At 45.2% G+C, this 6,158-nt stretch carries 5 protein-coding genes; 3 read left to right on the top strand and 2 right to left on the bottom strand.

Translation table 11 applies throughout. The features are described from left to right. The first annotated feature begins 579 nt into the window (after nt 1-579). The 3 genes from VFM80_RS11055 (at nt 580) to VFM80_RS11045 (ending at nt 3,267) form a co-directional block, all read left to right on the top strand. Complete coding sequence (locus VFM80_RS11055) at nt 580-1,044, top strand: hypothetical protein (RefSeq protein ID WP_395071890.1); 465 nt, start codon at nt 580-582, stop codon at nt 1,042-1,044. A gap of 376 nt (nt 1,045-1,420) precedes the next feature. Further along, nucleotides 1,421-2,545 carry a P-loop NTPase gene (locus tag VFM80_RS11050; RefSeq protein WP_395071889.1) on the top strand — a complete coding sequence of 375 codons (1,125 nt, stop codon included), beginning with the start codon at nt 1,421-1,423 and terminating at the stop codon, nt 2,543-2,545. Between the two features lie 113 nt (nt 2,546-2,658). Continuing rightward, nucleotides 2,659-3,267: a trimeric intracellular cation channel family protein gene (locus VFM80_RS11045; RefSeq protein ID WP_395071888.1), complete on the top strand. Its 609-nt coding sequence runs from the start codon at nt 2,659-2,661 to the stop codon at nt 3,265-3,267. Between the two features lie 74 nt (nt 3,268-3,341). Here VFM80_RS11045 and VFM80_RS11040 read toward each other — a convergent pair whose 3' ends face one another. Beyond that, nucleotides 3,342-4,835: a sodium/proline symporter gene (locus VFM80_RS11040; RefSeq protein ID WP_395071887.1), complete on the bottom strand. Its 1,494-nt coding sequence runs from the start codon at nt 4,833-4,835 to the stop codon at nt 3,342-3,344. Between the two features lie 74 nt (nt 4,836-4,909). Then, the coding region (locus VFM80_RS11035) for a Glu/Leu/Phe/Val family dehydrogenase (RefSeq protein ID WP_395071886.1) at nt 4,910-6,158 on the bottom strand (1,249 nt) is incomplete at its 5' end.

Genomic DNA, 6,158 nt, shown 5'->3' with positions numbered 1-6,158 from the left:
TGAATCCCGGCTCACAACCTGTTCCCGAAATTCTTGTTGATTCTCGGTTGGAAGGTAAGGTTTTGTTTACCAAAAATCGGCTTAACATAGGCATTTATTGTGAATGTTTGTTTTGGAGAAATGGGTTAATGATGAGAGGGCGTTGGATTGGATTAACATGTTGGAGGCCCTGGCAACAGGCACCCTCCGCGAAATTTAGCGAGCTAAATTTTGGCACCTCCCTCAAGGGAGGACTAGCCGAAGTTGTTTTAAAATATTAATTTCTTATTAGTAAATATCTTGAATTCAACTAAGAAAAGTCTCCCCTTGAGGGGAAATCAATTCAAAAAGCTGTTCCTTTTTGAATTTCGTGGGGTGTGGTCGCCAGGGGCTATCACCCTTGTAGGTGTTGTGAAATTCGTTTAGGTATTTATCGGTACCTGGCTGCCAAGAAAAACTGAAGCTGACTTCCCTCTAATCAAAAAAGATTTCAACTTTTGCAACAGATCTCATGTGTCTAACTCTTTACTCATAATTATTGGAAAATAGTTCTATACTGAATATGATATTAAAGACCATTGTTATTTACTTAATGAATCCATGAGATTACTATTCGTACTAATATCCGTGTTGTGTTTTGCTCAATCAGAAATTGGAGATCCAGATGATAATTTGCCTGGTAGCAATTTAAACCCCTGCCCGGCACAAGATGAATTAACCGAAGGTAATACGGTTAATTTTCTAACTAAACAATCTTGGGCAGACAATCGTCAAGAAACGGGAACGGTAGGTGTGAGCTCGAATCAACTTCAAGTACTTTCCAATAATAATAGTCAAGATAAAACAACGTGCGAATTCTTTAACAATGAATTTACTAACGCCATTACAAAGTCTTGGGATGATGGAAATCCTATGTACAAAATAGCCTACTACAAAGCTGGAAATTTCTATTTTGTTTCAATTGTTGTAGCTCAGCCTACAGATCAGGACCGGGCCGCAGTTGGCCTTTCTTTTATTGATGTTTATGGTCAGGACTTGAATCATATAAAAGGCTATGCTTTTTAAAACGCAATGAAGGTGATACGTTTTTTTTATTCCCGTTCCCAACATTCTTGTTGGGAATGCCAATCCGGACCTCCCGGTCCAAAATGTGACAATAGCAGAGAGAGTTTTTCCCAATTCAACCATGTTGATCCTTTCTTATTCGTCAGACCACTTTGAATTTAAAATCGAACTACCCGCTATGTTTCAGTGGTCAGACGAATCCTAAACCTCGTCCAATAATCGGCCATCGGTATTTAGTCTCTTTCGTATTTTGGTATTCCAAATGAACGCTACATCGATCGTCATCTGTTTTCATATTCCACGCTAAGAATGCTTATCTTTGGCGTCCGAAATCGAAAGTATGATTGTTCATCAAATACAGGTTTAGAAAACATACATGTCAATTAACAAAGAACAGGTTAAATCAGCACTCAGTCAGGTTTTACATCCTTCCGAACAGCGCGATCTTATTTCGCTCGATATGGTTCAGGATGTGATCGTTCAGGATAAATATGTGTCGTTCACGCTCGAATTTCCTGAGAAGGATGAGGCGCTGGAAGATCAGCTTCGCGAGAAGTGCGAAGAAGCCATTCAGAAATTTATCGATAAAGAAGCCATCGTAGATATTCAGATGGCGGTGAATCTCTCCAAGAAAAAAGAAATGGAGGCCTCGAAACCGGAACAGCAACAGGCTCAACAACAAGAAATTCTGCCCGGAGTGAAGAATATCATCGCGGTGGCATCCGGAAAAGGCGGGGTGGGTAAATCTACCGTAGCCGTAAATATTGCCGCTGCTCTTGCCAAGAAAGGCTACAAAGTTGGGTTGATGGATACCGATATCTACGGGCCGAGTATCCCAACCATGTTCAACATCCACGACCGACCGAATATCACGACGGCAAAGAAATTGGTTCCGCATGAAAAATTTGGGATCAAACTGGTATCCATGGGTTTCCTGGTGGATGTGGATCAGGCGATGGTGTGGCGCGGACCAATGGCCACCAGTGCCATCAAGCAATTTATGACGGACGTGGAATGGGGTGAACTCGACTATATGATCATGGATCTGCCCCCCGGAACCGGCGACATTCAGCTTACCATCGTGCAAACTGTGCCATTGACCGGTGCCGTCATTGTCTCAACCCCTCAAACCGTAGCACTTGATGATGCCCGGAAAGGTGTCGCGATGTTCAAAAAAGTAAATGTACCTGTATTGGGTGTGGTCGAGAACATGGCTTATTTCACTCCTCCGGATATGCCGGACAAGAAATATTACATCTTCGGAAAAGGCGGAGCCTCACACCTGGCGCAGGAAATGAATGTGCCGGTGTTGGGCGAAGTACCTCTACAGCAAACCCTGCGTGAAGGCGGCGATTCCGGAAAACCCATTGTATTGGAAGATACCGAGTCTCCGGCTGCAACAGCCCTAATGGAAGTCACCGGAAACATGGAACAGCAGCTGGCATTAAGGCTGAAAGAGCAATCCCCGACCAAGAAGGTGGATATAAAATTCAGGCCATAATTGGTTCCAACGCAGAGCGTGTAGAACCAGTCAGGTTTATTATGTAAAAAAGATGTTGAATTAACGTAGTAGGGACACAAGATCTTGTGTCCCTACGTTTTATATATTTATAAATGGACATAATCCACCTCCTCGATCTCATTGGTACCTTCGTATTCGCCATCAGCGGTATTCGCGTGGCGGCAAGGAACGATATGGATATTTTCGGTGCCTCCGTGGTTGGATTTGTGACAGCGATTGGGGGAGGAACGGTTCGGGATCTGCTGCTCAACAATCACCCCATAACCTGGATGGCCGATATTACATATCCTCTGGTGATCCTGGCGGCCGTTCCGTTTACCTTCGTAATGGGGAAAAAGCTCAACGATTTCAGTAAAACGCTTTTCATTTTTGACACCATCGGTATTGCCCTATTCACCATCATCGGTATGGAAAAAGCACTTTCATTTGGGCTGAGTCCCTTCATTGCGGGATTGATGGGAATGATATCCGCCGTGGTTGGAGGTATCATCAGGGATGTACTTTGCCGTGAGATCCCGCTTATTTTCAGGAAGGAAATTTATGCTACCGCATGTTTAGCGGGAGCTGTTATATTTTATGTGGGATTGGAACTCAACCTGCCCGACAACCTGAACTATCTCATTACAACAGCCTTTATCATTACCATTCGGACGGTATCCATAAAAAGGAATTGGTCGCTGCCGAAGATGAAAAAGGCATAGTTTTTGGTTTGCATTACGGAGTGGAGAATCGTAGCAAGTAAATACCGAATAACCAATCAACGAATACCGAATTCCTACTTCTTCACCATCTCCTTAAAATGCTCTTCGATCTTTTCCGGTGTTTGAGTGAATTTACTGACGATCCATGTGGCGAATAGTCCGAGAGTGAATCCGGGGATGAGCTCGTACATGTTCTCTTTCAACACAGGCACAAAATACCAGATGATGGTTACAAAAGTTCCGGTTAGTAATCCTGCGATGACTCCGGCTTTGGTGGTCTTTTTCCAGTAAAGTGCCATTATGGAGGTCGGCCCGATGGAAGCGCCCAATCCCGCCCAGGCAAACAGTACAAGCCAAAAGACGATATTCTCGGCAAGGAGGCCGAAGATCAGAGATAAGATGACTAAAACCACTACCACAATGCGGCTGTAAAGCACGAGTTTCTTTTGCGAAAGCTCTTCATCTTTTTTGATGAGCTTGTCGTACACATCTCTGACCACACTGGAAGCTGCGACTAAAAGCTGTGAATCAGCTGTGGACATAATGGCCGCAAAAATGGAAGCAATCACCACTCCGAATAAAATGGGATGCAATTGAGTTTGTGCAAGCAGGGGATAAAGGTTTTCGGTGTCGGAGCCGGGCAACATGCTGACTTCAGGGAAATAAGCCCGGCCAACGAGTCCTATCATTACAGCTCCGCCCGCCATCAACACATTCCAGATGGTGCCGACCACAGCGGCGTATTTCAGCTGTTTGGCATCGTCAATCGACATGTATCGGGAGAGAATATGTGGATTACCGGGTGAGCCCAATCCAATTCCCACAAATCCAATGAAAGCCCCAAAACCCAAGGCGAACGGATCGATGAATCCAATTTCGTGTAGGGTTAGTTGCTCAGCCATCGCTCCCCACCCCCCTAAATTCCAGATGGCAATGATCGGTAAAAAGACCAGGGCAATGATCATGAAGAATGCCTGAATGGTATCGGTAAGGCTGACCGCCATAAATCCGCCTAAAACGGTATAAAGCAGGATGATGACGGCGGTTAATATCACTCCTGTTGTTTCAGTGATGCCAAAACTTGATGCGAAGGCTTTTCCTCCTGCTACGAACTGCGAAGAAACATAGCTCACCATAAAAATGAGGAAGATGATAACGAGAATAAGTCGAAGACTGCCGGTTTTATCATCAAAGCGTTCGGCAAAGAAATCGGGAACGGTAATGCAGTCGTAGGTTTCAGTGAAGGTTCGGAGACGTTTGGCGTAGTACATGAACAGAAACCATTCCACCACGATATATCCAACGGTGGCCCAGAGTGCCGAAGCTCCCTGCGCATAGGCCATGCCCGTTACGCCTAACAACAGCCACGCACTGCGGCCGGAAACTACAGCAGAAAGGGCAACAACCAGGCGGTTCATTTTTCTCCCGCCAATAAAGAATTCAGAAATTCCCTCAGATGAAAACCGGGCAGAATAGATGCCGATCCCTACCAGGATCACAAGGTACCCGATGAATGCGGCAAGCACGTATCCGCTGCCATCAATGGCGATTGTATTTAATTCATCCATAGTTTAAAACAGTGTAGGGGCGTATCGCGATACGCCCCTACGGGTTTTTTAACAATAATGGGGGTGTATAAATATCATGGGAAAATGCCCATTTGTTCGTACATGATACCGATCTTGTTGATGGCATTGATAAATGCGGCTGTACGAAGATCATCCAGGTCATGATGATTACGGATCTCGGCGATCTGCTGATAGGCGGTGATCATGGTTTCTTCCAGGCCGGAGTCGACCAGGTCATATTCCTCGGCACCGTGAGCCAGATTACTGATCTCAGCGTCGGTAAATTTGCGGTCAGAGATATTCTCGATAACACTAAGAATTTTTTTCAGGCTGGTTTCATCAAACCGTTTGCCCATTCTTCCGAAACGCACATGTTGTATATTTTTAAGCCATTCAAAATAAGAAACCACTACACCACCCGCATTCAGATAAGAATCAGGAAGAATAAGTGCTCCGCGGTTCTTTAACATGTCGTGACCGTCGGCAGTAGTTGGGCCGTTAGCAGCCTCAGCTATGATCCTGGCTTTCACCTTGGCAGCATTGTCTCCGGTGATCTGACTTTCAAGAGCAGCAGGAATAAGAATATCGCACTCCAGATAAAGTGCATCATCCCGGTCTTTTAGTTCTTTGGAACTTCCAAAACCCATTATAGATCCTGTTTCCTGGCGAAAGGCCATTAGTTCTTCAAGATCGATTCCGTTTTCATCATAAATAGAACCCTCGATCTCAGCAATCCCAATTAACTTAGCGCCTGCTTCCGTCATATATTTTGAGGCGTGATATCCTACGTTGCCAAGACCCTGGACTACAAAAGTTTTGCCCTCAACACCTGTTTCGAGCCCTACCTTTTTCATGTCTTCTTTAATATTGCAGGCTTCACGTATGCCAAAGTAAACCCCTCGTCCGGTAGCTTCTGTACGTCCCCGAATACCACCTTGTTGAATAGGCTTTCCTGTCACGCAAGCTTCAGCGTTCAGATCTTCTTTCATCTGGCGATAAGTATCCAGGATCCAGCCCATTTCTCTGGCGCCGGTTCCATAATCTGGAGCAGGTACATCAATGCCCGGTCCAATAAATCCTTTTTTGATAAGCTCATAGGTATAGCGCCGGGTAATGCGTTCAAGCTCGTCCTCAGAATAGTCTCTGGTGCTGATCTTAACACCGCCTTTGGCTCCTCCAAAAGGAACGTCCACGATAGCACACTTATAAGACATCAGTGCAGCCAAAGCCATGGTTTCATCTTCATCTACTTTGTGGCTGTACCGGATACCTCCCTTGGTCGGTGTTTTATGGTGGCTGTGTTCAACACGCCATCCTTCGACC

This window comes from Gracilimonas sp., assembly GCF_035704785.1.
In the GTDB taxonomy this organism is placed as follows: domain Bacteria; phylum Bacteroidota; class Rhodothermia; order Balneolales; family Balneolaceae; genus Gracilimonas.
The sequence above is the reverse complement of the archived record's forward strand: the minus strand, read 5'-3'. Positions and strand labels throughout refer to the sequence as shown.

Coding starts and splice junctions, on each gene's coding strand:
- VFM80_RS11050 (WP_395071889.1), top strand. CDS start 1,421: ATGTCAATTAACAAAGAACAGGTTAAATCAGCACTCAGTCAGGTTTTA.
- VFM80_RS11055 (WP_395071890.1), top strand. CDS start 580: ATGAGATTACTATTCGTACTAATATCCGTGTTGTGTTTTGCTCAATCA.
- VFM80_RS11045 (WP_395071888.1), top strand. CDS start 2,659: ATGGACATAATCCACCTCCTCGATCTCATTGGTACCTTCGTATTCGCC.
- VFM80_RS11040 (WP_395071887.1), bottom strand. CDS start 4,835: ATGGATGAATTAAATACAATCGCCATTGATGGCAGCGGATACGTGCTT.